Source organism: Curvibacter sp. CHRR-16, from assembly GCF_018474005.1.
Lineage (GTDB): Bacteria > Pseudomonadota > Gammaproteobacteria > Burkholderiales > Burkholderiaceae_C > Allorhodoferax.
On the sequence record NZ_JAHCSH010000001.1, the window covers coordinates 267,022 to 290,103 of the forward strand.

Genomic DNA, 23,082 nt, shown 5'->3' on the forward strand with positions numbered 1-23,082 from the left:
CGCGGCTGGTGATCAGGCGAAATCCCGTTTGCGCATCCACTTGGCCTTTGGCGTTGGGGCCATGCCAAGGGGCACTTCGGCGTGCGTGGTGTGGGGCATAGGACTCTACAGCGCCAGCAGGGAGCGTTGACTGGCAAAAAAGCGGTGTTGACCGGTGATGGGATCTGCAAACGCAATGCTGCTCGCCAGCAGTTGCAGCGGCTCTGCATAGTTGCTGCTTCCCTCGGGCGTGAGAGTGGGGTAGATGCCGTCGTAGCGGATAGGCAGGCCCAGCGCGGCCATGTGCACGCGCAGTTGGTGGCGCTGGCCGGTGCGCGGGTGCAACTGGTAGTGCGCCCACTGCCCTTGGTGTGCCAGTAGCCGTATGGTGGTGTGGGCGTTGTGCTGGTGGGGCGGTGCATCCACCTCGCACTGCTGCATGAAGTGCGCAGGTGATGGCTCGATGCGACTGCTGCGCTCCAGTCCTTGTGCCAAGGCAGGTGCCAGTGCAGCACGGTAGGGGGCGATGCATTCGTACACCTTGTCCACGCTGCGTTGGCGAAACAGTTGCTGGTAGGCCCCGCGGTCTTGCGCTCGCACGCCAAAGACGACGACCCCGGCGGTGTCGCGGTCTATGCGGTGCAAGGGGCTCAGGTGGGGCAATTGCAGCTGCTCTTTGAGACGCACCAGCAACGTTTCACGCAGGTACTGGCCCGATGGCACTACGGGCAGAAAGTGCGGTTTGTCGGCCACCACCAAATGCTCGTCTTGCCACAGCACGTGGGCTGCAAAAGGAATGGGTTTTTCCTCGGCTACCGTGCGGTAGTAGTACAGCGTTTGGCCGCTGTGCAGAGGGCTGTCTGCGCTGGCAGGGCTGCCGTTGGCTAGCAGTACATCGCCAGCGGCAAAGCGCTGCGTCCAGTCAGCCCGGCTGACACTGGCAAAGCGCTGGGCCATAAAGTCCAGCAAACACGCTGCAGGTGCGCGCCCTTTTGCAAAGCTGGGCAGCACCACGCGGCTAGCACCTAGGCCCCCGCGCAGTGGCAAGGCAGGTGGACTGCCAATTGACGCAGCCGCAGCGGATGGCGGGGCGTAATTAGCGGCGCACAAAGACCAAATCCCACACCCCGTGGCCGAGCTTGATGCCGCGGTTTTCAAACTTGGTCAGTGGCCGATAGTGCGGCTTGGGGGCATAGCCACCCAGTTCGGGGTTGCTGGTGGCGGCCGGGTTGTGCAGCAAAGGTTCGGCACTGAGCACTTCCAGCATTTGCTGGGCGTACGGCTCCCAGTCGGTCGCGCAGTGGATGTAGCCGCCGCTCTTGAGGCGACCGGCCAGCTTGGCTACCAAGGGCGATTGGATCAGGCGTCGCTTGTTATGGCGGGCCTTGTGCCAAGGGTCGGGGAAGAAGATGTGCACACCGTCCAAGCAACCGGGGGTGAGCATGTTGTCCAGCACTTCCACCGCGTCGTGCGCGCAGATGCGGATGTTGCGCAGGTCTTGCTCGCCGATGCGTTTGAGCAGTGCACCCACGCCGGGCTCGTGCACCTCGCAGCACAGGAAGCGGGTGTCGGGCAGGGTGGTGGCGATTTGCGCCGTGGCCTCGCCCATGCCAAAACCGATTTCCAGAATCAGCGGGTTTTCTTGGGTGAAAGATTGGCCTCTAGAGCTTGTCCTGCTTGCATAGGGTGCTACTAAATCGATAGCAGAGGCTTGGTAGGGTAGCAAAAACTGGGGGCCTAGCTCTTGCATCGCTTTGGCTTGGCCGCTGCCCATACGGCCAGTGCGTTTGACAAAGCTTTTGATGGTGCGCAGATATGGTTGGGTCTCGTTGTCGGCTGCCGCGTGGGGCGTGGGGGCGTGATCGGTACTCATAGCCTGCGATTGTACGAAGCCCATTTTTCGCTAGGTCAATGCATTTAATGCAACTCTATTGCAATAGAATAAATGCAATTTTGTTGCGATAGATGAGCGAGATGGTGATGAATAGAAGAAAACTCATGGTCCATGCCGTGGCTGTATTGGTCGGGACGTCGTTGGTGTTGGGTGGTGCATTGGCCGCGCCCACCGAGAGCTTGAAAGTCGTTGCGCCTTGGGAGATAACGGGTTTAGACCCAGCCAAAGCGGGTTATGTGTTCACCCGCATGCGGGTGGCCGAGACATTGGTGGATGTGGCCGATGATGGCAGTCTGCGCGGTGCCTTGGCGACGCGATGGACAGTTTCTAAGGATGCTTTGCAGTGGCGTTTTACCTTGCGCTCGGGTGTGAAATTCCATGACGGTACGGCTTGCGATAGTGCTGCTGTGGTGCGCTCCTTGGAATTGGCGTTGCAGCAGCCTGGCTTGCTGCGCACTGCGGGTATTCAAAAAATCAGTGCCGACGGTACGGACGTGGTGATCCAGTTGGCCAAACCGTTTGGTGCTTTGCCCGCTTACCTAGCGCACAGCAGCGCACAAATACTGGCTCCGGCGGCCTACGCCGCCGATGGCAGCGTCAAGCGCATCGTTGCCACAGGCCCATACCAAGTGGCGTCGCTGCAAGCACCGCAAAAAATGGCCTTGGAGCGTTTCGCTGCTTACTGGGGCAGCGCACCAGCCATTGCGCAGGCGCAGTACCTGGCCGTAAGCCGGGCCGAAACACGCGCCATGCTGGCCGAAAGTGGCCAAGCTGACTTGGTGTTCAGCCACGATCCAGCCGCTTTGGAGCGCTTGCGCCGCAATGCCAATCTCACGCTCTTGAGCCAGCCCGTACCTCGCACCATTTACATCAAGGTCAATGCGCACCACCCTTTGCTCAAAGACGTGCGGGTGCGCCAAGCCTTGAGCATGGCGTTGGACAGGGCGGGCATTGGTGCTGCAGTCTTGCGCGATCCCAAGGCCGCCGCCACCCAGTTGTTTCCCCCTTTTATGGCGGAGTGGCATGTGCCTGGGCTGGCCCCACTGCAACGCAATGCAGCGCAGGCACGCCAGCTATTGCAAGCAGCCGGATGGGTGCAGGGGGCCGATGGCATGTTCAGCGCCAATGGCCAAGCTGTGCGACTGACTATGCGCACCTTCTCAGACCGCCCGGAGTTACCTGCGATTGCGACCGCTATCCAAGCCCAGCTGCGCGAAATCGGGGTGGCGTTGGAGGTGCGTGTGGGCAATTCCAGTGACATTCCTGCGGGCCACCAAGACGGCAGTCTGGAACTGGCCTTGCTGGCGCGCAACTACGCTTTGGTGCCAGACCCTGTAGGCACTTTGCTGCAAGACTTTGGCCCTACAGGAGGCGATTGGGGCGCTATGGGCTGGCGCAGTGCGCAGGTCGATGATGTGCTGGGCCAGCTCTCGCGCAGCAGTGAAGTCCAGCGTCGCTCCGCATTGCGAGGGTCTTTTTCGACCATTGTGCAGGCCGATTTACCCCTCATCCCCGTGGTGTGGTACCAGCTTACGGCGACAGCGAGCAAGCGTTTGCAAGGAGCAAGCCTTGATCCTTTGGAGCGGGATTACCGCATCGACCGTTTGCGTTGGCAACGCTAAGGCGGGATCTGTATGAAATCTGCATTGACGCTGCACCGCACGGCGTTGCACTTTGTCCTGCGCATGGGGGTACAGGCCGCGTGTGTGGCTTTGGCTGTGGGGGTGCTGACTTTTTGGATGACCAAGGCTTTGCCAGGCGATGCGGCCTTTCGCATAGCCGCTAGCCGCTACGGTTATGACATGGTGGATGCCGCTGCGGCCCAGTCTGTGCGGGCTCAATTGGGGCTGGATCAACCCATCTGGATGCAGCAGTGGCGCTGGTTACTCGATTTGCTGCAACTGCACTTGGGCAACTCCATGGTCAGTGGTGAACCGGTGTGGGATGAGTTGCAACACCTGATGGGTCACACCACCGTGCTGGCTTTGGTGGCGTGGCTGCTGGCCTTGGTCTTGGCCTTGTGCATCAGCGTCGGCTTGGCTGCTGCTCGTATGCAGAGGCTGGCGCGGGCTCTGCAGTGCGTGTGGTTGCCTTTGCGTACGACGCCAGTGTTTTTGACAGGCTTGCTGCTGATGCTGGTCTTGGGCGTGCACGCCCAATGGTTGCCTGTGGCTGGGCATGGTGGGGTGGAGTATTGGGTTTTGCCCGCTAGCACGCTGGCGCTGGTCTTGTTGCCGGGGTTTGTGCAGGTGATGCAACACGCGCTGCAGCAGCGCATTGCCAGCGATGCGTTCTTGTTTTCCCTCATCAAGGGTTTACCGCATGGCCGGGCAGTATGGCGCCATGCCGTACCAGACATGGTGCTGCGCAGTCTCACCTACGCAGGCATGCAGTTGGTACTGTTGGTGGAAGGGGTGGTGGTGGTCGAGAGTCTGTTTGCATGGCCTGGCATTGGTCATGCCTTGGTGCATGCAGTCATTGCCCGCGATACTCCCATGATCCAAGGGACAGCCTTGGTCATGGGGCTGCTGTTCGTGCTAACCAACGCGGTGTTTGATGCGCTCAGTCACGGTCTTGATCCGCGTTTGCGCACCAATGCAACCCATTGGGGAGAGTAAGGATGCCTGCAAACTTCAAAAAACCCGCTCGCATGGGTGGGGTCTTGGTACTGCTGGCAGTGGCTTGTTTTGCACTGGCTAGCGCTTGGTGGGGACAGCACCCCCACCAACAAAACTTGCTCAACATCTTGCAGCCACCTGGTGTTGCGCATTGGCTGGGCACAGACCACTTGGGGCGCGATACCTTGGCCCGCTTGGGGGAAGCTTGCCGTACGTCATTGCTAATGGCTGCAGGCACTTCTTTGGTGGCAGTGCTCGTTGGCAGCTTGCTGGGCTTTGCCGCGGCATGGCAAAGGGCTTGGTTGGATAGAGGGCTTCGCATGCTGGCCGATGGCGTCACGGCTATTCCAGCATTTTTGTGGGTGGTTTTGGTGGCCGCTATCGTCCCCGGCAGTAAGTGGGGCCTGTACTGCGGTCTGACTTTGACAGCATGGGTGGAGTTCTTTCGCTATACCCGCTCTCAGGTGCGTTTGACTCTAGCTGGCCAGCCAGTGCAAGCCTGCCACATGTTGGGCTTTGACTGGGCCTATGTGCTGCGCTGGCATGTGTGGCCTGAAGTCGGGCCCAGCTTGGCCCGCTTGTTTTGCTATGCCTTTGCGTCGGCTGTGCTGATGCTGGCCACTCTGGGGTTTGCAGGCATTGGCTTGCTGCCGCCGTATGCCGAGCTGGGCTTGCTCATGACCGAAGCCTTGCCCTACTGGCAAGAAGCACCGTGGCTGATGGCCGCTCCTGCAGGTTTGCTGCTGCTCATCGTGGCGGCCCTGCAGTTACTCGTGGGCACCCCAGCCGCGCAAGAAACCACATGACTGTGCTCGACATGCCAACTACACAAAACACATGCGCAGATCTGCGTTTGCATACCGACCAACTCACAGTGCGTTTGCGCAGTACCGGTGCGGTATTGGTGCACCCTTTTACCTGCCAGTTGCGGGCGGGGGAGCGTTTGACCATCATTGGTACCTCGGGGGCAGGCAAGTCCTTGCTGCTCGACGCCATCATGGGCACCTTGCCCCCAGAGATGCAGGTCAGCGGAGCCGTGCAGATCGGGCAGCACCGTACCGATGGCGATCCAGTTCGCACCCAAGCCCTGTGGGGTAGCACCGTCATGATGCTGCCGCAAGAGCCGTGGGCATCGCTCAACCCTATCATGCCGTTGCGCACCCAAGTGGCCGAGGCCGCCTACTACAGCGGCAGCGCTGCAGGGCGCTGGGCTGTGGCGCAGCAGACAGCCCAACACTGGCTACAGACGCTAGGGGTAGGGCATGCGGGCAGGGCGTATTTGCACCAGATATCGGGTGGTATGGCACAGCGCGTGGGCTTGGCCTGCACGGCAGCGACCAATGCCCTTCTGGTGCTGGCCGATGAGCCCACCAAAGGCCTAGACCGCAACGCCGTGGCTACGGTGGCGCAGCAGCTCCTCATGGCGCAAGCCCTGCACCAAGCGCTGGTGGTCGTCACGCATGACTTGGACTTGGCCCGCCAGCTAGGTGGTCAGGTGCTGGTCATGCACGAGGGCGCAGTGGTCGAAAGCGGCCCATGCGAAACCGTGCTGCAAGCCCCCCAGTCGCCCCATACCCAAGCCTTGGTGCAAGCGCAGCCGCGCCACTGGCCGCACCGTGCACACAGTGCAGATCGTGCAAGCCCCGTGTTGCAGGCGCATGGGCTGGCCAAGTCGTTTGGCGACAAGCCCGTCTTTGCGGACGTTAGCCTGTCATTGCACGCTGGCACTGTGACCGCCGTGTGTGGCCCCAGTGGTTGCGGCAAAAGCACGCTGGGCAATGTGCTGCTGGGCTTGCTGCCCGCCGATGCCGGCGTCGTGCAGCGCGCAGACCCCAGCGCACCGCACTGGAAGTTCCAAAAGCTGTACCAAGACCCCTTGGCGGCTTTCTCACCCTACCGCCAACTGGGACAGGCCATGATGGATGTGATGCGCTTGCATGGCATCGCCCACGAACGCTTGGCGCAGGCGCTAGCGGGCTTGCAGCTCGATGCGGAGCTCTTGCTGCGCTACCCGCACCAAGTGTCTGGCGGCGAACTGCAGCGCCTGTCCATCGCCCGCATGCTGCTGCTGCAGCCGCAGGTCATCGTGGCGGACGAGGCGACATCCAGGCTGGACGCCTTCACCCAGCAGCAGGTGATGGACTACCTGATGCGCTGCGTGGACGAACTGCAATGCGCCGTGCTGCTCATCACCCACGACACCGATATGGCCCACGCCGTTGCGGACGAAGTACTGGTGTGGGGGCGGGATGTTGCGCGCCCTTCAGTTGTTGTATTATTTAACGTAAGTTAATAACTTGCTCGCAAACATTGGGGCGTAGGCGATTGGGCTGGTGCAAAAGAGTGCTGGGCTTTATGAAAATTAATACCTGCATATAAAACCGGTTTTTTCGAAAAAATCCCAATATTCACAAGGGTTTGGCGTATTTTTTTGCAGCGAATGTAGCGGTGCGATCCGGAGGTATTAACCGTGGTTTTCTGTTCACATTACGTTGGTAATTAGTAATTGCTACGCCACAAATTAAGGACACAGAATGCCGATATCGCCCGCTGATCTACTAAAAATCATGGTCATTGCCATTTCTGGTAGTGCGATGCTAATTGGAATGGCGCTTGTCTTCGCTAACCTTCACAAGAATGGCCACGGGTTCGGGCCAAATTCACTTAAGGCGCTTGGGCAAGTCGCATTCCTGCCATGCCTTCTGATCATTAGCGTGTCCGTACCTGAGTTCAAGTCCGAGGTGCTTTCAGCCCTGCTCGGTACCGTCGCTGGCTATGTTCTCTCAAACAACCGCAAGGAAGACTAGTGGCCCCGCTGCCTTCCAAGTCCGTCAACGGGACGCCAAAATGCTGCGCATTTTTATTCCCTTCGCTGCGCTCCGGAGCTCGTTGCATCTAACGTTTGGTATCAAAAATCCTGACAGTTTCCTTCTATCACTGTGCAACAGCTTCACCTAAAGGAATACTCAATTGAAGAAGCAAATTCTTTCACTGCGAGGCAAGAGTGGTGTCGGGAAGAGTACTACTCTTCACCTGCTGTACAAGCTTCTACTCGCCTACCCGAATGCGAAGCCATTAAGCTTTAAATCTATCGGGCGGAAGCTTGACTTTATCGCAACCCTAGAAATAGAAGGGCACGTTGTAGGCATCTTCAATCGAGGCGACCTGCCGGAAATCGTCCAGGAGCTTCTCGAACAACTCGAGGCAGAGAAGTGTCAAGTCATCGTTTGCGCGGCCCGCACCAAGGGCGAGGTTGAAAAGGTGTTTCAATCCTTCAAGCGGCGCTACAAGTTGGTAGATGTGCCAAAGCGTGTTGCCGCGAGTCAGTCTTACACGGCATCAAACCACTTGGCTGCTTACACACTCGCATCGCTTGTCTGCGCCGCAGTTGGCGCCTAATCCTCGTTTCAATAGACTTGCTACGGCGGCCAGCTAGTGTCTGGCTCCGCGGGTGTCTCAACTTGAATGTTATGAATTAAGGAGATAGAAGTGGGATATTTTGACGGTTTGACTAACGCCAGCTTCAAGAAGGACAAGAACGGCACCACGGTCTTTTTCCCTTGGGGCATCTTCGGCAAGGGCCGCGTCTTGGCGGACGAAGTGGCAGAAGCAAAGGTTCGTGCATTTGTTCATCGCTTCTACAAAGTCTCGGTTCCCACATCCATCGGTGTTGGCGTCCTCTTTGGTTGGGCTTGGGCATTTCTGCTCGTAGCTATCTTTTACGGCTGGTATTACGCTGGAACAAAGCCTCTGATTTCTGGCTGTTCGTATAGCGACGACAAGCTCACCCTGAAGGAGGTGTACTCCAATTCAGCCGAGGGTCACAGCAAAGTTACTTTGTGGCTGCTATTCGTTGGGTCTGTACTGCTGGTTCTCATGGGCGTTTTTGTTGCAACCACTGGTGCAATGATCTTGGGCCTACTTGCTGCTGCAGTTTTTGGTGCGACTGCAACAGCATTTGGGTACATGCTCAAGCTCAAGCATGGTGCATAACCCTGCAGTTCGCCGAACCTATGCGTAAAACAGCGTAGGTCGGTGACCACCACGTCAACTACTTGTGTCATGCAATTGAGATCGGCTTGCACAACATGCACGTAACTAACAGCAACCCCAAGTTGAATGCCGCCGAGGTGCTCTTACGCATACTGGCGCTAGCTGAGCAGGAAGTAGCCGCTGGCTAGGTCAAGTCTGTAGCAGAAGTGGTGACCATACTGCGCGCCACTCCTTCACCCAAGCCGCCAACATTTCCGCATTAGTCCCCTCTCGCGGCGTAAGCCCCAGCGCTAGTGCCGCCCGGTTCAGCGCTGCTTGCACGGCCTCTGGGCTGTCTAGCTGCAGCGCTTCGGCACCGTTTTGTTTGGAGAGTTTTTCCCCATTGGCGCCCAGTTCCAGTGGGGTGTGCAGGTAGCTGGGGGTGGGCAGGCCCAGCGCTTGCTGCAGCACGATCTGGCGGGCGGTGTTGTCGGCCAGGTCTTGCCCGCGCACCACGTGAGTGATGCCCTGCGCCGCATCGTCCACCACCACGGCCAGTTGGTAGGCCCACAGGCCGTCGGCACGCTGCAGCACAAAGTCGCCCACGGCTTGCGCTACGTCTTGCTGCTGGGGGCCTAGGCGGCGGTCTTGCCAGTGCACGGCGGGTGTACCGGTGGCTTGCGCTATGCGCTCGGTGTGCAAGCGCCACGCGGGTATGCGGTGGGGGCCTTGTACGCTGGTTTGTAGGCCGGGGCGGCAGGTGCCGGGGTAGACCAGTTCGCCGTGGCGGTGGCGTTCGTACCCGCGTTGCTCCATTGCCTGAGCTATGGCTTTGCGTGAGCAGTAGCAGGGGTACACCAGCTCGGCTGCTTGCAGTTGGGCCAGGGCTTGCTGGTAGGCGCTGCTGCGCTGGCTTTGCCACAGCACGGGCTCGTCGCTCACCAACCCGCAGGCGGCCAGTTGCTGCAGTATGGTTTGGTCAGCCTCTGCCACGCAGCGCGGGGTGTCCACGTCTTCTATGCGCACCAGCCACACGCCGTGGTGGGCGCGGGCGTCCAGCCAGCTGGCCAGTGCAGCCAGCAGCGAGCCTGCATGCAGCAAGCCGGTGGGGGAGGGTGCAAAGCGGCCACGGTACACAGCAAAACCTTGTTATGTGAGGTTGCCTCTGTGGGCTTGCATCAGCGCTTGGCGGGTTTTGGTGCTTTCTAGTTGCTGTAACCACCATTGCAGTGCGCGGCCGACGCTGGCGTTTTTGCCTTTGCGCCATGCGTAACTGAAGACCACCGTGCGGGGGTCGCGCGTAATGGCTTTGCGAACCAAACGACCCGTTTCAAAATAGGGTTGTGCAATAGGCAGGGGGAGGTTGCCACCGCCCAATCCGCGCAGTTGGGCGTCCAATTTGGCGTTGAGGCTGGGGACGGTGAGGACGTCTTGGCCTGCGAGCAAACCTTGCGTTTGGGCAGTTCCTCGTTGCACTGTATCGGCGATGGCAATAGCCCGATGTTGCTGGATGGTTTCATCGCTCAACGGTTCGGGTGCGCTGGCCAATATATGGTGTGGTGCCACGGCGTACACAAACATCATTTCACCCAATGGTGCGTATGCAATGCCTTGCGGCAGCGAGGTGGCATGGGTGATGCCAATGGCCAAATCGGCCTGACCGGAGGTCAAAGCCTCTTGTGTGCCTGCCAAAGTCTCTTCGCGCAGGCGTATGCGTGTGGGTGGGTTTTGACTCAAAAAACTTTCGCACAACTCCATGATGGGTGCTCTGGCAATCATCGTGTCCACGGCTATTGTCAGTTGTGGCTCCCAGCCAGTGGCTACGCGCCGAACACGGTTGGCTATGGCATCTATCTCTTCTAGCAGGCGATTGCCCTCGCGCAGTAATTCATGCCCTGCTTCGGTCAATTTGGCTTGGCGTGAGCTGCGGTCAAACAAGAGCACATCCAGCGCATCCTCAATTTGGCGTACCCGGTAAGTCAGCGCGCTGGGCACCAAACCCAATTCGCGCGCTGCTGCGGCAAAGCTGCCCAGCTTGTGGATGGTTTGCAGCATGGCCAATGCATCTGGCGTGAGGTAGTTGCGCGCGTTTTGCATGATGGGGGTTGTTTTATTGAAATTAATCGAATGATGCCATCAAAGTCCATCACCCTGCTGGGTGGGGGTGTCCCCCTACAGTTACGTTCAGGAGGACAGGCTGTATGTTGACCATTCGCAAATCCCAAGACCGCGGCTACGCCGATCACGGCTGGCTCAAGTCCTTCCACAGTTTTTCGTTTGCTGGTTACTACGACCCCGCTTTCATGGGGTGGGGCAACTTGCGTGTTATCAATGAGGATCGCATTGCTCCGGGCATGGGCTTTGGTACCCATGGTCACCAAGACATGGAGATCGTCAGTTACGTGCTGTCTGGTTCCTTGGCCCATCAAGACTCTATGGGCAATGTCACGGCCATTCCTGCTGGTGACGTACAGCGCATGAGTGCGGGCAGTGGCGTGCGGCACAGCGAATTCAACCATGCCCCGCAGCAGCTTACCCACTTTCTGCAAATATGGGTGGAACCTGCTGAGGCAGGCATCGAACCCGGTTATGCCCAAAACCATATTGCCCCTGCTGACAAGCAAGGCCGTTTGGTATTGGTGGCATCGCAGCACGAGGCTGACCAGCCTTCTATGCTGTGGAATGCCGATGCCAAGCTCTACAGCACCATGCTCGATGGTGATGATTCTGTGGTCCTGGCTTTGGACACAAGCCGCAAAGCCTATGTGCACGTGGTGCGTGGCCAGGTGGCGGTAAATGGGCAAGCGCTGCATGGCGGCGATGCAGCCATGTTGGCCAACGAGTCGGTGCTGCAACTGCAGCAAGGGCACGATGCCGAAGTGCTGGTGTTCGATTTGGCTCCGTAATTTGGATTTTTCTCACCCCCCTTTGTTCAACTAGGAGAACTTGTATGACTAAAACTGTTGTTGTTTACCACTCTGGCTATGGCCACACCCAACGCGTTGCCCAATTCGTAGCCGAAGGCGCAGGCGCTGAATTGGTGGCGATTGATGCCAACGGGGATCTCACCGAAGCCCAATGGTCCACATTGGATGCTGCTGACGCTATCATTTTTGGTGCTCCCACCTACATGGGCTCTGCGTCTTGGCAGTTCAAGAAATTCTCTGACGCTTCCAGCAAGCGTTGGTTTGTCCGCGGTTGGGCTGACAAGGTCGCAGGTGGATTTACTTGCTCTAACAGCCCCAGTGGTGACAAGTTGTCTACCATCCAGTCCTTTGTGACTTTGGCCATGCAACACGGTATGGTGTGGGTCGGCTTGTCTGCTATGAATGATGGCAACATCAACCGTTTGGGTTCATTCACAGGTGCTATGGCTGCGCAAGAAGGCCCCACCAAGTCCGCCGAAGAACTGCACACCGGCGATTTGGAAACGGCCAAGGTTTATGGCAAGCGCGTGGCTGAAATTGCCGCCAAACTGCGTGGTTAATCTCTAGCACACAGCTTACGTGGCTCATGCACAATGGGTGCATGAGCCACTCCAACCAGTTCTCGCTTTTGGGCCAACGCCGCTATGGCCCTTTGTTCCTCACCCAATTTTGCGGTGCCGCGAACGACAACATTTTCAAATTCGCTTTCACAGTGCTGGTGACTTACCAGTTGCAGGTGGCTTGGCTGCCAACCCAGTTGGCGGGTTTGGTCATCGCGGGTTTGTTCATCTTGCCCATGGTGCTGGTTTCGGCCACGGCGGGACAACTCACTGACAAATACAACAAAACCACCATCATCCGGTGGGTCAAAAATCTTGAAATCGCCATCATGCTTTTGGCTGGGTGGGGCTTCTTGGCAGAGCAAGTGGCAGTGCTGCTGGGCTGTGTGTTTTTGATGGGGTTGCATTCCACCTTGTTTGGCCCGGTCAAGTACGCCTACTTACCCCAAGTGCTCAGCGAAGCCGAACTCACAGGCGGCAATGGCATGGTGGAGATGGGCACATTCATCGCCATCTTGCTGGGGCAGCTCACAGGAGGTTTGCTTATTGCCATACCGGGGGTAGGGCGTGAGTACGTAGCCGGCGCGTGCTTGCTGGTAGCTATCGTGGGGCGGTTGGCAGCCCAAGCAGTGCCTGTTGTTGCGCCTGCAGATCCGCAACTGCGCATGAATTGGAATCCATTGACCGAAACGTGGCGCAATGTGCAAATGGCACGCCAGTGGCCGCAGGTGTTTCGCACCTTACTAGGCATTAGCTGGATGTGGTTTTTTGGTGCCGTATTTTTGAGTCTGTTCCCCAGTTTGGCCAAAGATGTGCTGCACGGTAATGAGCAGGTGGCTTCGCTGCTGTTGGTGGTGTTTTCGGTGGGGGTGGGCACGGGGTCGGTCTTGTGTGAAGTGCTGTGCCCACGGCGTTTGGAGCTGGGGCTGGTGCCCGCAGGGGCCTTGGGCATGACGCTCTTCAGTGTGGATTTGTACTTTGCCATGCGCGGTTTGCCCGCTTCGGATTTGATGGGCGTAGCCGCCTTTTTGTCCTACGGCCCGCACTGGCGGGTGCTGGCCGATTTGTTTTTGCTCAGCCTCTTTGCCGGTGTGTTTAGCGTACCGATGTACGCCCTGATCCAGCTACGCTGCCCCGAAACCCACCGTGCCCGCGTGATTGCGTGCAACAACATCCTCAACGCCTTGTTCATGATCGTCAGCTCCTTGGTAGCGGGTGTTTTGTTGTCTGTGGGCTTCACCATTCCTGAGGTTTTGCTGGGGGTGGGCGTGCTCAATGTGGTGGCAGCCGTTCTGTTGTTTCGCGCTGTGCCTGAGTACTGGAGCCGCTTTGTGACCCTCGCAGGGGGTAAGGCCTAAACCATGCAGTTGCTGACAGCCTCCACCTTAGCGGTGCATGGCGCTGCGCTGGGTTTGGTCTGGGCCCATAGTGCAGCATGGCCAGTGGCGGCTGGTGCCGTGGTGGCCAACCATGCGTTTTTGGCGGCTGGTGGTTTGTTGCCACGTGTGAACTGGCTTGGGCCCAATATCACCCGCTTGCCTGAACCTTGGGCCCAGCAAGGCTGTGTAGGGCTGACCTTGGACGATGGTCCCCACCCAGAGCATACGCCGCAGGTGCTGGACATGCTCGATGCCGCGGGTGCGCAAGCCACCTTCTTTTGTATTGGGCAGCGGGTGTTGCAATACCCCGCTTTGGCGCGTGAGATCGTGGCCCGTGGTCACCACATAGAGAACCACACGCAGCACCACTACAAGCATTTCTCGCTCTTGGGACCTAAAGCGATGGAGCGTGAAATCGTCAGCGCTCAGCGCAGCATTGCCGATACCGTAGGTCGTATGCCTCAGTTGTTTCGGGCGGTGGCGGGTTTGCGCAATCTGTTTTTGCAGCCCATTTTGGAACGCCATCAGCTTCAGCTAGTGAGCTGGACGCGGCGTCCCTACGACACCGTGTGTGCCGACCCTACCGTGGTGCTGCAGCGCCTGAGCCAGCGTTTGCAAGGCGGAGATATTGTGCTGCTGCACGATGGCCCCCACATGGCACACACCGATAGCGGGCAAGCGCTTGTATTGGCCGTGCTGCCGAAGTTTTTGCAAACCCTGCAGGCCCATAACCTGCGCAGTGTGGTGCTGTCGGTCTAGGGCCAAGGCTCGTTTTGCCGCACTGGGCCGCCCCTACAATCCCAAGCTATGTTTGTTCATTTGCGCCTGCATACCGAGTATTCCGTTGTCGATGGCACGACACGCATTGATGACGCTGTACAAGCTGCGGTGGCCGATGGCCAGCCAGCGCTGGGTATCAGTGATTTGCACAATATTTTTGGTGGGCTGAAGTTTTACAAGACTGCGCGCGGCAAAGGTGTCAAGCCGATGTTGGGGGCTGAAGTATCGCTGGAAGGTTTTGGTGACGATCCGACTGTCCCGGTGCGGGTGCTGCTCTTGGTGCAAAACAAGCAGGGCTACCTGAACCTCTCTGAACTGTTAGCCCGTGGATTTACCAAAAACGTGGTGAAGAACCTGCCTTTGGTCAAGCACGAGTGGCTGCAGGAGCTCAACGAAGGTTTGATTTTGCTCAGCGGTGCCCAAGCGGGCCCTTTGGGCCAAGCTTTGGTGTTGGGCGATATGGCTCGTGCCCACGATCTGGCACTGCGCTTGGCAGGCTGGTTTCCGCACCGCTTTTACATCGAACTGCAGCGCGCAGGCCGCTCGGATGACGAGGCCCATGTGCGCGCTGCCATCCGGCTGGCTGGGCGCATGAAGTTGCCTGTAGTGGCGACCCACCCCATTCAGTTCACCCATCCCGAGGACTACGAAGCGCACGAAGCGCGTATTTGCATTGCCGAGGGCGAAATACTGAGCAATCCCAAGCGCGTGCGCCGTTTCACGACCGAGCAGTACTTCAAAAGCCAGGAGCAGATGGAGGCGCTGTTTGCCGACGTTCCATCGGCCATTGCCAATACGGTGGAGATTGCCAAGCGCTGCAACCTGACGCTGGTGCTGGGCAAGCCGCAGTTGCCCAATTTCCCCATCCCTGAGGTCAATGGGCAGGTGATGAGCACGGAGGAGTATTTCCGCTATGCCTCGCTCGAAGGGCTCAAGGAGCGCATGGTGCACCTGTATCCGGACCCTACTGAACGCGAAGCAGAGATGCCGCGCTACGTGCAGCGGCTGGACTTTGAGCTGGACACCATCTTGAAGATGGGCTTTCCGGGCTACTTCCTCATCGTGTCGGACTTCATTACCTGGGCCAAGAACAATGGCTGCCCCGTGGGGCCGGGCCGGGGCTCTGGTGCGGGCTCTTTGGTGGCCTATGCGCTCAAAATTACCGACCTGGATCCGTTGCGCTACAACCTGCTGTTCGAGCGTTTCTTGAACCCCGAGCGTGTGTCGATGCCGGACTTTGACATCGACTTCTGTCAGGGCAACCGCGACCGCGTGATCGAGTACGTGAAGGACAAATATGGCCGTGATGCGGTGAGCCAGATTGCCACCTTCGGCACCATGGCCGCGCGCGGCGTGATCCGCGACGTGGGCCGTGTGCTGGACTTGAGCTACACATTCTGCGATGGCATTTCCAAGCTCATTCCCAACAAGCCCGGCACCAACGTCACGCTGCAGCTACCGCCCACCGATGGCAAAAAGAGCGACAAGTACATCTACGCCACCGAGGCCGAGCCGATTCTGGCCGAGCGCGAAGAGAAGGAAGAAGAAGTCAAGATGCTGCTGGAGATGGCGCGCAAGCTCGAAGGGCTGACGCGCAACATCGGTATGCACGCGGGTGGGGTGTTGATCGCCCCGGGCAAGCTGACTGACTTTTGCCCGCTATACCAGCAGCCCGGTAGCGACTCGGCAGTAAGCCAGTACGACAAAGACGATGTGGAAGCCATTGGCTTGGTCAAGTTCGACTTCTTGGGCTTGGCCACGCTCACCATTTTGGAAATTGCGGCTGAGTTCATCCGCAAACGCCATCCGGGCCAGCAAGGATTTGCCTACGAAAACTTGCCACTTGATGACGCGCCGGTCTACAAACTGTTTAGTGAAGGCCGTACTGAGGCGGTGTTCCAGTTTGAAAGTCGCGGCATGCAAGGCATGTTGCGCGATGCCAAGCCCAGCCGCTTGGAAGACCTGATTGCGCTCAACGCTTTGTACCGCCCGGGGCCTATGGATCTGATTCCCAGCTTTGTGGCGCGTAAACATGGCCGTGAAGAAGTGGAGTACCCGCACCCGGCGGTGGCCGAGATGCTGTCTGAGACCTACGGCATCATGGTCTACCAAGAGCAGGTGATGCAGACGGCGCAGATACTGGGCGGCTACTCGCTCGGTGGCGCTGACTTGCTGCGCCGAGCCATGGGGAAGAAGAAAAAAGAGGAGATGGATCAGCACCGGGACATCTTCCGCGCTGGTGCACTCAAGACCCACGGCATACCGCAAGAGAAAGCCGACGAGGTTTTCGACTTGATGGAAAAGTTCGCGGGCTATGGCTTTAACAAGTCGCACGCGGCAGCGTATTCGCTTTTGGCTTACCACACGGCGTGGATCAAGGTGCATTACACGGTGGAGTTTTTCTGCGCCAACATGACCGTGGAAATGGACAACACCGACAAGCTCAAGGTGTTGGTGGACGATGCGCAAGCGTTTGGCATCCAGTTCGAGCCGCCCAACATCAACCGGGGCCGCTACCGCTTTGAGCCGATTTCGAACAAAGAAATCCGTTATGGCTTGGGCGCTGTCAAAGGCACGGGCGAGCAGGCCATTGAGGCCATCGTGGCTGCGCGCGAAGGCCGTGGCCCTACGGGGGAGGACGGCCCGTTCAAGAGTTTGTTTGACTTCGCCCGCCGCGTCGAGCGCACACGCCTGAACAAGCGCTGCGTGGAAGCGCTCATCAAAGCGGGGGCGTTTGATTGCATCAATCTCAACCGCAATGCCATGCTGCAAAGCTTGGATTTGGCGTTTGAATTTGCGGCCGCCAGCGCCGCCAACGCCAACCAAGTGGGTCTCTTTGACATGGACGATGGCCATGGTTCCAGCACCCAAGAGCCCGACATGGTGCAGGCTTTGCCATGGGGTGTGAAAGAAACCCTAGGTCACGAGAAAACAGCCATCGGGTTTTATTTGTCAGGTCATTTGTTTGATGCCTGCGCTGCCGAGGTGCGTCGTTTTGCCAAGCGTCCGATTGACGAATTGCAAGACAGTCGCGAACCGCAACTCATAGCCGGTATCGTGTCGGATTTGCGGGTCATCAATGGCCAGCGCGGCAAGTTGGCGCTGTTCAAGTTGGATGACAAATCCGCCACCATCGACGCACGGGCCGACGAGGCCTTGCTCAACACCTACCGCGATTTGCTCAAGGATGATGAGCTGATCATCACCATCGGCAAAGCCATGCCCGATCGTTTCTCGGGGGGGATGCAGTTCACGGTGCAACAAGTATGGAGTTTGGAGCAGGCGCGTTGCCGATTTGGCAAATACTTGCGTGTGGCACTGCAGTTGCAGGCTGACCAAACGGGGCCTGATATCGAGCGTTTATTGCAAGACTTTCCTCCCGTACGCGAAGAGTCCGAAGCGGGTGAATTGGTGCGTGGTCTGGGCGTGCGTTTGCAATTGCAAGCCATGGCACCAGAAAGCGCTGAGCTGCTGGGTGCGCAAGTAGAGTTGCACTTGGGCGATGCGGCCAAGTTCTTCCCCAGCGATGCGGCCTTGGCCGACTGGCGTGCGCTGGCCCACGAAGGCCAAGCGCAGATCGTGTTCGATTAATCGTTGGGGCGGAAGGTGAAGGGGATGCGGCTGGGCGCGCGTCCATCGCTGTCCCGTGGGATGCGTGGGGTTTTGGCTATGGCAGCCAACACGGCGTCATCCCATGCTTTATTGCCGCTGGATTTAACCAAAACAGGATCCAACATGCTGCCATCGGGCAGGGCGCGGATGTCGATATCTACCCCTGGATTGCCATTAATGCTGCTGCGTTGGGTGTCGGTGAAGGTGATATTGGCTTTGATGGCACCTGCCACTTTGCCCAAGTAGTTGGCCGAGGGGCCGCTGGTTTGGCCATCGCGCCCACCCGGGCCTGCAGCGCCGGAACCAGAACCGCCTGCCAAGCCCGCTAAACGCTGCAGTTGCTCTTTGCGCTGCTGCTCTGCCTTGCGTTGCAGATCTTGCTCGGCTTGCTTAGCCAGCTTGTCTTGTTTGGTTTTGTCGGCTTTTTCTTTGTCAGCTTTGGCTTGCTGCTCTGCTTTGTCTTTGCTGGCTTTTTCTTTGGCGGCTTTGTCCAAGGCGGCTTGCTGCTCTTGGGCCTTTTTCTGTTCACGCAGCTTCTCGCGGGCAATTTGCGCTTGGTCTATGGCAGGTGCAGGCGGTGGGGCTGGGGGCGTTGCTTCTTTGGGCAAGATTTCCTCTTGCGGTTCGGGCGGTATGTTTTCTTGTGGCGCTTCTTCGGGAGCCGGGCCTGCACTTTGCGGTACAGCAGACCACAGCTCTGCCTCCACCCCCACTACAACCGCATCACGTTTCCAGGCTACGCCTGCAGCCAAAATGGCTACCAGCAGTGCATGGGCTACAAAAGCCAACAGCAGTGACCCCCAAGGCACACCTTTGTTTTGGGGAGGAAGCTCGTAGCGAGACGCGGTAAACATGGTGAACGAGAGGGCCTAGAGCCTTTAGTTGCCAGTGTTGAGTTGTACGGATAAACCGACGCGCTGGATGCCTGCACGTTGCAAGGTGTCCATCACTTTGACGACCGATTCATAGGCTATTGTTTTGTCGGCGCTAATCACTACTGCGAAGCGACTGGGATCTATGGCTGCGTCTTTCTGGGCTTGGCCAATGGAGTCCACCAAGTCCTTGAGGGCGACTGGGTGTTTGTTTTGTTGCCATTTCCATTCCAGCTTGTCTTGCTTGCCGACGATGACCTCTATCACTTGGTCGGGCTGGCGTGCGGCTTTGCCCACGCTGGGCAGGTCGATCATGCTGGGCGTGATGAGGGGCGCTGTCACCATGAAGATGATGAGCAGCACCAACATCACATCGATGAAGGGCACCATGTTGATTTCGTTGATGCCTCGGCGGCCACGACCGCGGTGTGTTACGGCTGGCATGGTGTATTAGCGGTTGCTGGTGGCACCGGGCTGCACGCTGATGTTGCGCTGCAGGATGTTGGAAAACTCTTCAATGAAGGTCTCTTGCTGGATGGCAATGCGATCCAAATCGCGGGCAAAGCGGTTGTACGCCACCACTGCTGGAATGGCGGCAAACAAGCCAATGGCAGTGGCCACCAAGGCTTCGGCAATACCGGGTGCCACGGTAGAGAGGGTCACTTGCTGCAGTGCCCCCAAACCATTGAAGGCATGCATGATGCCCCATACTGTGCCAAACAAGCCCACATAAGGCGATACGGAGCCAACGGATGCCAGCAAAGACAGGTTCGATTCTGCTTCGTCCATTTCGCGTTGGAAGTTGGCGCGCATGGCGCGGCGGGCTCCGTCCATCAGCATGCCAACGTCGGCGACACGGCGTTCGCGCAGTTTTTGGTATTCCAGCATGCCGCTGAAAAAGATGCGTTCCATTGGTCCGCAGTTGGCACCTTTGCGCTGGGCGGTTTGGAACAAATCATTGAGCGAGGCACCGGACCAAAACTCACGCTCGAACGCGTCGTTTTCACGGCGTATGCGTTTGAGAGTGAAAATTTTATGGAAGATGGAAGCCCAGCTGCTGACCGATACCAATAGCAGCAAAGCCATGACAGCCTGTACTACCAGACTGGCATTGAGAACAAGGTGAACAATCGACAGGTCTTGGTTCATAGTCGTGTTGCAGGTTAGGTGCGGATCAGAGTGCGGATGCGATCTACCGCGGTTTCAAGCTGTTGCAGCGAATTGGCCGTTGAAAAGCGTACAAATTGCTCAGTCTGGTGCTGGCCAAAATCACGTCCCGGCGTGATGGCGACATGGGCCTGCTCCAATAGCGCAAAAGCCAGATCCCAACTGTTGGAGATGCCCAAACGCTGGCAAAGTTCCGTGCAGTTGGCCCAAGCATAGAAAGCACCATCAGGCATCACAGGGACATGAAGGCCCAGTTCTGCCAGCGCTGGCACAAAATAATCACGCCGTTGTTTGAACTCAGCCCGACGCTGTTCGTACAAAGCCAAGCTTTCGGGTTCGAAACAGGCCAAAGCGGCTTGCTGTGATACGGTGCTCGGGCAGATAAAGAGGTGCTGCGCCAGTCGCTCCATTACGGGAACCAGTGCAGGTGGCACCACCATCCAGCCCAAACGCCAACCGGTCATGTTGAAGTACTTGGAGAAACTGTTGATGCTGATGATGTCGTCGGCAATGTGCAGGGCCGTTTGGCCGAATTGCTCGTCGTAGCTCAGTGGCAGATAAATTTCATCGACGAGGCAAATGCCGCTATGCGACTGGACGGTGGCATGGATGCGGCGCAACTCGTCGGGTGCAATGGAGGTGCCCGTCGGGTTCGATGGCGAAGCCAGCATGATGCCGCGCGTGGCGGGTGTCCATGCTTGGGCTACTTGTTCAGCACTGAGTTGAAAACGTTGCGCAGCAGAAGCGGGCAGCATGCGGGTGATCCCACCAGCGGCTGTAACGAAATGGCGGTTGCATGGGTAGCTGGGGTCGGGCATGAGGATTTCATCCCCCGGATCGACCAAGGCCAAGCAAGCCAGTTGCAAGGCCGCCGACGCCCCTGCGGTGATGACGATGCGGTCAGCTTCCACGTGCAAACCAAAACGCTGTGCATACCATTGGCTGATGCGCTCGCGCAAAGCAGGTAGCCCTGTAGCTTGTGTGTATTGGGTACTACCAGCGGCTATGGTGGCTTGGGCGGCTTGTTGTACATCTGGTGGTGCGGTGAAGTCCGGCTCCCCAATGTTGAGGAAGACCATGGGTTTATCGCTATGGGCGGCAGCTTGGGCTTGGCGGATAGCCGCTTTGGCCACTTCCATCACATAAAACGGCTCAATGGCTTGGGCACGAGAGCTGATACGCATACGAAACAAGCCCTATCAGGCTGGTTTATCCGATTTCTTGTCAGCCGCGATTTCCAAGCTGCGGATGTCTTGGGCCGCACGGTTGAGCACACCATTGACGTATTTATGCCCATCGGTGCCACCAAATTCTTTGGTCAATTCCACGCTTTCGTTGATGATAACGCGCCATGGAATGTCTGGGCAGTGCAAAAACTCGTACACACCAATCCACATGGCAGCATGTTCAATGGGAGAGATTTCCGCCATGGGGCGGTCTAGCCAAGGCAGCAAGCGCTCATCCAAAGTGGTCGATTGCTCTACGCATCCATGCAGCAAGGCATCAAAGTGCGCTGCATCGGCTTTGTTAAAGCCCGACAAGTCGCGTGTAAAGGGATCAATCACCTCCAAGCCTTGGCCACCTACAAGGTGTTGGTAGAGTCCTTGCAGTGCGAATTCACGGGCGCGGGTACGCGGGCTTTTGGTGCTGGCTTTGCGTCCGCCGTTGGATTTGAGTTGGCTGGGTTTGGTGTTGTCACTCATTCAAATGTCCTCAAGCAGGTTCGCCATTTCCACGGCTACGCGGGCAGCATCCACGCCTTTTTCCGTCTGGCGGGCAATGGCTTGTGCTTCGTTCTCGGTGGTCAAAATGGCATTGGCCACGGGCAATTGGTAGTCCAGCGCAATGCGCGTAACACCTGCGCCAGATTCGTTGGCAACCAGCTCGAAGTGGTAGGTTTCGCCGCGGATGATGCACCCCAAGGCGATGAGGACATCGTATGAGCCTTTTTCTGCCATCGCTTGTAAGGCCACGGGTACCTCCAATGCGCCAGGAACGGTGACATGGTGGATGTCTTTTTCTGCTACGCCCAAAGCCAGCAATTCGGTTTTGCAGGCTTGCCAGAGGATGTCGGTAATGGCTGCGTTGAAACGGGCTTGCACCACACCGATGTGGAGCTTGGCTCCGTCGAGGCGTTTGTCGTTGTTGGCCGCGTGGCCTTTGTCAGCACCAAACATAGTGATTCGTCCAGTTCAATAGGGGTTAGGAAGGGATGTAGCCGGTGATTTCAAGGTTGTAGCCTGCCATACTGGGCATGCGGCGTGGGCTGCCAAGTAAGCGCATTTTGTGTACACCGCAGTGCAGCAGAATTTGCGCCCCTACACCGTAGGTACGCAAGTCCATGCGGCCTCTTGCTGGGGCTTGGGCGGCTCGGGCTGTCCCTTCAAACTGGGCTACCAGTTGGTCGGTGCTTTCGCCACAGTTGAGTAGTACTACCACGCCTTTGCGCTCTTGTTGTATGAATTGCAGGGCACGGCTCAAATCCCATGAGTGCATGGTGCGATCTACTTCTAAGAGATCAAGCACCGACAGAGGTTCGTGCACGCGCACGGGGATGGGTTCGTCAGCATTCCATTGGCCGCAGACCAATGCCATGTGGGTGGCAGCGCCAGCACTGTCTTGGTACAGGTGGGCGGTGAAAGTGCCGTGGGTGGTTTGCAGGCTCTTGCTACCCCGATGTTGAATCAACGACTCGGTGCGGCTGCGGTATTCAATCAGATCAGCAATCGTGCCGATTTTCAAACCATGCTGGGCCGCAAAGACTTGCAAGTCCGGTAGGCGGGCCATGGTGCCATCGTCATTCATGATTTCGCAAATCACGGAAGCGGGGGCGCAACCTGCCATGGCGGCTAGGTCGCAACCGGCTTCTGTGTGACCCGCACGCATGAGCACGCCCCCATCTACTGCTTGCAGCGGAAAAATGTGGCCAGGTTGCACCAGATCACTGGGTTTGGCGTGTGGCGCTACGGCAGCTTGTACGGTGCGGGCACGGTCAGCGGCAGAAATGCCGGTGGTGACCCCTTCGGCCGCTTCAATCGATACGGTGAAGGCAGTGCTGTAAACCGTGCCGTTGCGGGCTGCCATGGGCGGCAGGCGCAGGTGTTCGCAGCGCTCACGGGTGAGGGTTAGACAAATCAGCCCCCGGCCATATTTCGCCATGAAGTTGATCGCCTCGGGTGTGATGTGGTCGGCTGCAATGACCAAATCACCTTCATTCTCCCTATCCTCTTCATCAACCAAAATAACCATGCGGCCAGCCTGTATCTCGGCAACGATTTCGTGAATGGGGGATATGGCAACGGGGGGGAGGGCAGTCATAGAC

The 23,082-nt window shown here is 58.0% G+C and carries 22 protein-coding genes and 1 pseudogene; 12 read left to right on the plus strand and 11 right to left on the minus strand.

The window, feature by feature from the left end:
- Positions 1-105 precede the first annotated feature (105 nt).
- Entirely contained in the window at positions 106-1,026 is a 921-nt protein-coding gene (locus KIK84_RS01285; RefSeq protein ID WP_250207670.1) for a pseudouridine synthase, read from the minus strand.
- Positions 1,027-1,075: 49 nt separating this feature from the next.
- The gene (trmB, locus tag KIK84_RS01290; RefSeq protein ID WP_214121173.1) at positions 1,076-1,852 is read right to left on the minus strand and encodes a tRNA (guanosine(46)-N7)-methyltransferase TrmB; all 777 of its coding nucleotides are present in this window, start codon (positions 1,850-1,852) and stop codon (positions 1,076-1,078) included.
- Positions 1,853-1,959: 107 nt separating this feature from the next.
- On the opposite strand from trmB, the gene KIK84_RS01295 reads away from it, so the two are divergent.
- From KIK84_RS01295 to KIK84_RS01325, 7 genes are all read left to right on the plus strand, one after another.
- Positions 1,960-3,495, plus strand: coding sequence for an ABC transporter substrate-binding protein (locus tag KIK84_RS01295; protein WP_250207671.1), 1,536 nt, complete (start codon positions 1,960-1,962; stop codon positions 3,493-3,495).
- A 12-nt stretch (positions 3,496-3,507) separates the two neighbouring features.
- Positions 3,508-4,491 (plus strand): ABC transporter permease, encoded by a 984-nt coding sequence (locus tag KIK84_RS01300; protein ID WP_214121174.1) that lies wholly within the window; start codon positions 3,508-3,510, stop codon positions 4,489-4,491.
- A 2-nt stretch (positions 4,492-4,493) separates the two neighbouring features.
- On the plus strand, positions 4,494-5,297 hold the full coding sequence (locus KIK84_RS01305; RefSeq protein ID WP_214121175.1) for an ABC transporter permease: 804 nt from the start codon (positions 4,494-4,496) through the stop codon (positions 5,295-5,297).
- Positions 5,294-6,784 carry an ABC transporter ATP-binding protein gene (locus KIK84_RS01310; RefSeq protein ID WP_214121176.1) on the plus strand — a complete coding sequence of 497 codons (1,491 nt, stop codon included), beginning with the start codon at positions 5,294-5,296 and terminating at the stop codon, positions 6,782-6,784. The genes KIK84_RS01305 and KIK84_RS01310 overlap by 4 nt, the downstream gene beginning before the upstream one ends.
- 241 nt (positions 6,785-7,025) lie before the next feature.
- Positions 7,026-7,298 (plus strand): hypothetical protein, encoded by a 273-nt coding sequence (locus KIK84_RS01315; protein ID WP_214121177.1) that lies wholly within the window; start codon positions 7,026-7,028, stop codon positions 7,296-7,298.
- 163 nt (positions 7,299-7,461) lie between these two features.
- Positions 7,462-7,890 (plus strand): hypothetical protein, encoded by a 429-nt coding sequence (locus tag KIK84_RS01320; RefSeq protein ID WP_214121178.1) that lies wholly within the window; start codon positions 7,462-7,464, stop codon positions 7,888-7,890.
- A 90-nt stretch (positions 7,891-7,980) separates the two neighbouring features.
- The gene (locus KIK84_RS01325; protein ID WP_214121179.1) at positions 7,981-8,484 is read left to right on the plus strand and encodes a hypothetical protein; all 504 of its coding nucleotides are present in this window, start codon (positions 7,981-7,983) and stop codon (positions 8,482-8,484) included.
- A gap of 189 nt (positions 8,485-8,673) precedes the next feature.
- Here KIK84_RS01325 and gluQRS read toward each other — a convergent pair whose 3' ends face one another.
- Positions 8,674-9,600: a tRNA glutamyl-Q(34) synthetase GluQRS gene (gene gluQRS / locus KIK84_RS01330; protein WP_214121180.1), complete on the minus strand. Its 927-nt coding sequence runs from the start codon at positions 9,598-9,600 to the stop codon at positions 8,674-8,676.
- 12 nt (positions 9,601-9,612) lie between these two features.
- Positions 9,613-10,560, minus strand: a complete 948-nt coding sequence (locus KIK84_RS01335; protein ID WP_214121181.1) for a LysR family transcriptional regulator — start codon at positions 10,558-10,560, stop codon at positions 9,613-9,615.
- Between the two features lie 104 nt (positions 10,561-10,664).
- On the opposite strand from KIK84_RS01335, the gene KIK84_RS01340 reads away from it, so the two are divergent.
- The 5 genes and pseudogenes from KIK84_RS01340 to dnaE all read left to right on the plus strand — a co-directional run bounded on the left by KIK84_RS01340 (position 10,665) and on the right by dnaE (position 17,700).
- On the plus strand, positions 10,665-11,369 hold the full coding sequence (locus KIK84_RS01340) for a pirin family protein (protein WP_214121182.1): 705 nt from the start codon (positions 10,665-10,667) through the stop codon (positions 11,367-11,369).
- 44 nt (positions 11,370-11,413) lie between these two features.
- Positions 11,414-11,950 carry a flavodoxin family protein gene (locus tag KIK84_RS01345; protein WP_214121183.1) on the plus strand — a complete coding sequence of 179 codons (537 nt, stop codon included), beginning with the start codon at positions 11,414-11,416 and terminating at the stop codon, positions 11,948-11,950.
- A 26-nt stretch (positions 11,951-11,976) separates the two neighbouring features.
- Positions 11,977-13,284: pseudogene (locus tag KIK84_RS01350) on the plus strand (MFS transporter); the annotation flags it as partial.
- Between the two features lie 27 nt (positions 13,285-13,311).
- Entirely contained in the window at positions 13,312-14,088 is a 777-nt protein-coding gene (locus tag KIK84_RS01355) for a polysaccharide deacetylase family protein (protein ID WP_214121185.1), read from the plus strand.
- A gap of 48 nt (positions 14,089-14,136) precedes the next feature.
- The gene (gene dnaE, locus KIK84_RS01360) at positions 14,137-17,700 is read left to right on the plus strand and encodes a DNA polymerase III subunit alpha (protein WP_214121186.1); all 3,564 of its coding nucleotides are present in this window, start codon (positions 14,137-14,139) and stop codon (positions 17,698-17,700) included.
- Here the strand turns inward: dnaE and tolA are convergent.
- From tolA to ribBA, 7 genes are read right to left on the minus strand one after another with little or no spacing between them, the layout of a single operon-like run.
- The gene (tolA, locus tag KIK84_RS01365; RefSeq protein WP_214121187.1) at positions 17,697-18,575 is read right to left on the minus strand and encodes a cell envelope integrity protein TolA; all 879 of its coding nucleotides are present in this window, start codon (positions 18,573-18,575) and stop codon (positions 17,697-17,699) included. The genes dnaE and tolA overlap by 4 nt on opposite strands.
- A 24-nt stretch (positions 18,576-18,599) precedes the next feature.
- Positions 18,600-19,037, minus strand: coding sequence for a biopolymer transporter ExbD (locus KIK84_RS01370; protein ID WP_214121188.1), 438 nt, complete (start codon positions 19,035-19,037; stop codon positions 18,600-18,602).
- A 6-nt stretch (positions 19,038-19,043) separates the two neighbouring features.
- Positions 19,044-19,742, minus strand: a complete 699-nt coding sequence (gene tolQ / locus KIK84_RS01375; RefSeq protein ID WP_214121189.1) for a protein TolQ — start codon at positions 19,740-19,742, stop codon at positions 19,044-19,046.
- Between the two features lie 14 nt (positions 19,743-19,756).
- Positions 19,757-20,944, minus strand: a complete 1,188-nt coding sequence (locus KIK84_RS01380) for a pyridoxal phosphate-dependent aminotransferase (RefSeq protein WP_214121190.1) — start codon at positions 20,942-20,944, stop codon at positions 19,757-19,759.
- A 15-nt stretch (positions 20,945-20,959) separates the two neighbouring features.
- Positions 20,960-21,463, minus strand: coding sequence for a transcription antitermination factor NusB (nusB, locus tag KIK84_RS01385; RefSeq protein WP_214121191.1), 504 nt, complete (start codon positions 21,461-21,463; stop codon positions 20,960-20,962).
- On the minus strand, positions 21,464-21,937 hold the full coding sequence (gene ribH, locus KIK84_RS01390; RefSeq protein WP_214121192.1) for a 6,7-dimethyl-8-ribityllumazine synthase: 474 nt from the start codon (positions 21,935-21,937) through the stop codon (positions 21,464-21,466).
- 25 nt (positions 21,938-21,962) lie between these two features.
- Positions 21,963-23,078, minus strand: a complete 1,116-nt coding sequence (gene ribBA / locus KIK84_RS01395) for a bifunctional 3,4-dihydroxy-2-butanone-4-phosphate synthase/GTP cyclohydrolase II (RefSeq protein WP_214121193.1) — start codon at positions 23,076-23,078, stop codon at positions 21,963-21,965.
- Between the last annotated feature and the right edge of the window lie 4 nt (positions 23,079-23,082).

Bases quoted from the DNA above. Each gene is read 5' to 3' on its own strand.
- KIK84_RS01345 (WP_214121183.1), top strand. From the start codon at position 11,414: ATGACTAAAACTGTTGTTGTTTACCACTCTGGCTATGGCCACACCCAA.
- trmB (WP_214121173.1), bottom strand. From the start codon at position 1,852: ATGAGTACCGATCACGCCCCCACGCCCCACGCGGCAGCCGACAACGAG.
- dnaE (WP_214121186.1), top strand. From the start codon at position 14,137: ATGTTTGTTCATTTGCGCCTGCATACCGAGTATTCCGTTGTCGATGGC.
- ribBA (WP_214121193.1), bottom strand. From the start codon at position 23,078: ATGACTGCCCTCCCCCCCGTTGCCATATCCCCCATTCACGAAATCGTT.
- KIK84_RS01310 (WP_214121176.1), top strand. From the start codon at position 5,294: ATGACTGTGCTCGACATGCCAACTACACAAAACACATGCGCAGATCTG.
- KIK84_RS01295 (WP_250207671.1), top strand. From the start codon at position 1,960: ATGAATAGAAGAAAACTCATGGTCCATGCCGTGGCTGTATTGGTCGGG.
- KIK84_RS01355 (WP_214121185.1), top strand. From the start codon at position 13,312: ATGCAGTTGCTGACAGCCTCCACCTTAGCGGTGCATGGCGCTGCGCTG.
- KIK84_RS01370 (WP_214121188.1), bottom strand. From the start codon at position 19,037: ATGCCAGCCGTAACACACCGCGGTCGTGGCCGCCGAGGCATCAACGAA.
- KIK84_RS01380 (WP_214121190.1), bottom strand. From the start codon at position 20,944: ATGCGTATCAGCTCTCGTGCCCAAGCCATTGAGCCGTTTTATGTGATG.
- KIK84_RS01340 (WP_214121182.1), top strand. From the start codon at position 10,665: ATGTTGACCATTCGCAAATCCCAAGACCGCGGCTACGCCGATCACGGC.
- tolA (WP_214121187.1), bottom strand. From the start codon at position 18,575: ATGTTTACCGCGTCTCGCTACGAGCTTCCTCCCCAAAACAAAGGTGTG.
- KIK84_RS01315 (WP_214121177.1), top strand. From the start codon at position 7,026: ATGCCGATATCGCCCGCTGATCTACTAAAAATCATGGTCATTGCCATT.
- KIK84_RS01305 (WP_214121175.1), top strand. From the start codon at position 4,494: ATGCCTGCAAACTTCAAAAAACCCGCTCGCATGGGTGGGGTCTTGGTA.
- nusB (WP_214121191.1), bottom strand. From the start codon at position 21,463: ATGAGTGACAACACCAAACCCAGCCAACTCAAATCCAACGGCGGACGC.
- KIK84_RS01335 (WP_214121181.1), bottom strand. From the start codon at position 10,560: ATGCAAAACGCGCGCAACTACCTCACGCCAGATGCATTGGCCATGCTG.
- tolQ (WP_214121189.1), bottom strand. From the start codon at position 19,742: ATGAACCAAGACCTGTCGATTGTTCACCTTGTTCTCAATGCCAGTCTG.
- KIK84_RS01300 (WP_214121174.1), top strand. From the start codon at position 3,508: ATGAAATCTGCATTGACGCTGCACCGCACGGCGTTGCACTTTGTCCTG.
- ribH (WP_214121192.1), bottom strand. From the start codon at position 21,937: ATGTTTGGTGCTGACAAAGGCCACGCGGCCAACAACGACAAACGCCTC.